The sequence below is a fragment of the Staphylococcus sp. HMSC072E01 genome, from assembly GCF_001814125.1.
Taxonomy (GTDB): domain Bacteria; phylum Bacillota; class Bacilli; order Staphylococcales; family Staphylococcaceae; genus Staphylococcus; species Staphylococcus hominis.
The window spans coordinates 1-1,894 of sequence record NZ_KV814988.1 but is presented as its reverse complement, the minus strand read 5'-3'; the positions used below and the strand labels follow the sequence as shown (position 1 = coordinate 1,894).

Sequence of the window (1,894 nt, the reverse complement as noted above, 5' to 3'; positions counted from 1 at the left end):
AATACTAAAGGAAGTGACGATATATGAATACAATCAAAAGTACGATACACACAGAAGCGATTTTTAGCGATGATGAACAACATCGCTACTTACTCAAAAAGACATGGGATGACAAGAAACCGGCTTGTACTGTGATAACGATGTATCCTCATTTAGATGGTGTATTATCACTCGATCTTACTACGGTTCTCATCCTCAATCAATTAGCTAATTCTGAGCAATATGGCGCTGTTTATCTCGTTAATCTTTTCTCTAATATTAAAACACCTATGAGTATAAAGCACCTCAAAGATAAAGAACCATATGATGAACACACCGACATCCACTTAATGAAAGCAATTAGTGAAAGTGACACAGTGATTCTAGCTTATGGTGCTTATGCGAAACGACCTGTTGTCGTCGAACGTGTTGAGCAAGTGATGGAAATGTTGAAGCCTCACAAAAAGAAAATTAAAAAGCTTATAAACCCAGCAACAAATGAAATTATGTATCCACTTAACCCTAAAGCACGTCAAAAATGGACATTGAAATAAAAGGAGAGTATCTATGAACCATAAAACTACACAATCAGATTGGCATACAGTTGCTAGTTGTTTAGCATCGCAAAGTTATGTATCAATTGTAAAAGGATTAGTACATCATTTCGCAGCGATTGAAAATGAAGAAATACTTGATAAAATCTATGAAGATTTTATGAATGACGATTGTATTACAACAATACTTAACAATGATTTCCAAGATATTATTAATTATTACTTATCAAAATAAAAATATATTAATTTATTTTTCTAAAATCCTTTTTCGTCCCTCCACCATCTAATAAATTGAGTTTATTGTAAAGTACTTCATTAATTTTTTTGTTGTAAGTTCATACTCAGTTCATAAACTACCGCTATACTTATCTCGTAATTAAAAATAGGGGGAATTAAAATGAAAAGATTAATGTATAGTTCAGCGCTCTATACACTATTAGGGTTATTAAGTGGTCTATTTTATAGAGAAATGACAAAAGCGGAAGAATTTAGCGGTTTTTCTCAATTAAATGTTACACATACACATTTATTAGTACTAGGTACAATTATGTTCTTAATTTTCATGATTATCGAGGGCCAATTCAAATTAACAACTCATACAAAGCTGTTTAACAGTTTCTTTTATATATACCATGTAGGTGTGCTTGTTACTGTGGCAATGCAATTCGTGAACGGTATTTCTACCATTAAAGATCTAAGTGTAAGTCCTGCTATTGCTGGTATTGCTGGTTTAGGACACATATTTTTAACAATTGCGTTTATTCTTTTCTTTATTTTGTTAGGAAAAAGAATAAACAAAAATAAATAATAGTACCTAATTATTGTTTACGTTATTTATCCAAACAATAATCCAGTTGTCCTATGATGATTTTTATTCTTGGAGATTAAAAAATCCTGCAGAGGAATAAACATTTATAGGATTTTTAACATTCAACAATGACATTATGTATATACTCAATCTTAAAGCACGTCAAAGTGGACATTAAAATCAAAGAGTATTATCTATGAAACTTGATACTATACAATCAGACTGACGAACAATTACTAATTACCTAGCGTCACAAAATTACATATGATTGTAAAAAAGGATTGGTACATCACTTCACAGCAATTGAAGACAAAGAAATACTTGATAAAATCTATGAAGATTTCACGTAATAATGATTTTCAAAATATTATTAATAATTATTTAACAAAATGAAATGTATATTTCAATAAAACTAGAGCATCCTTCACTTTTACGGTGAGGGATGCTTTATTATTTATTTTTTTATTGTTACTATCGACGTATTTATTCTTAATACAAACAAATGTGAGAATTTTATAGGTTTCATAGTAAGAGTAATAAATCGAGAATAACA

3 protein-coding genes are annotated in these 1,894 nt (G+C 29.8%); all 3 read left to right on the top strand.

The window, feature by feature from the left end; all coding sequences use genetic code 11:
• Positions 1 to 23 precede the first annotated feature (23 nt).
• The 3 genes from HMPREF2953_RS08545 to HMPREF2953_RS08535 all read left to right on the top strand — a co-directional run bounded on the left by HMPREF2953_RS08545 (position 24) and on the right by HMPREF2953_RS08535 (position 1,341).
• A complete protein-coding gene (locus tag HMPREF2953_RS08545) occupies positions 24 to 533 on the top strand; it encodes a DUF1643 domain-containing protein (RefSeq protein WP_070672862.1) in 510 nt (169 codons plus the stop codon).
• 13 nt (positions 534 to 546) lie between these two features.
• Positions 547 to 768 carry a hypothetical protein gene (locus HMPREF2953_RS08540; protein ID WP_070672860.1) on the top strand — a complete coding sequence of 74 codons (222 nt, stop codon included), beginning with the start codon at positions 547 to 549 and terminating at the stop codon, positions 766 to 768.
• A gap of 162 nt (positions 769 to 930) precedes the next feature.
• Positions 931 to 1,341 (top strand): DUF2871 domain-containing protein, encoded by a 411-nt coding sequence (locus HMPREF2953_RS08535; RefSeq protein WP_070672858.1) that lies wholly within the window; start codon positions 931 to 933, stop codon positions 1,339 to 1,341.
• Positions 1,342 to 1,894 lie beyond the last annotated feature (553 nt).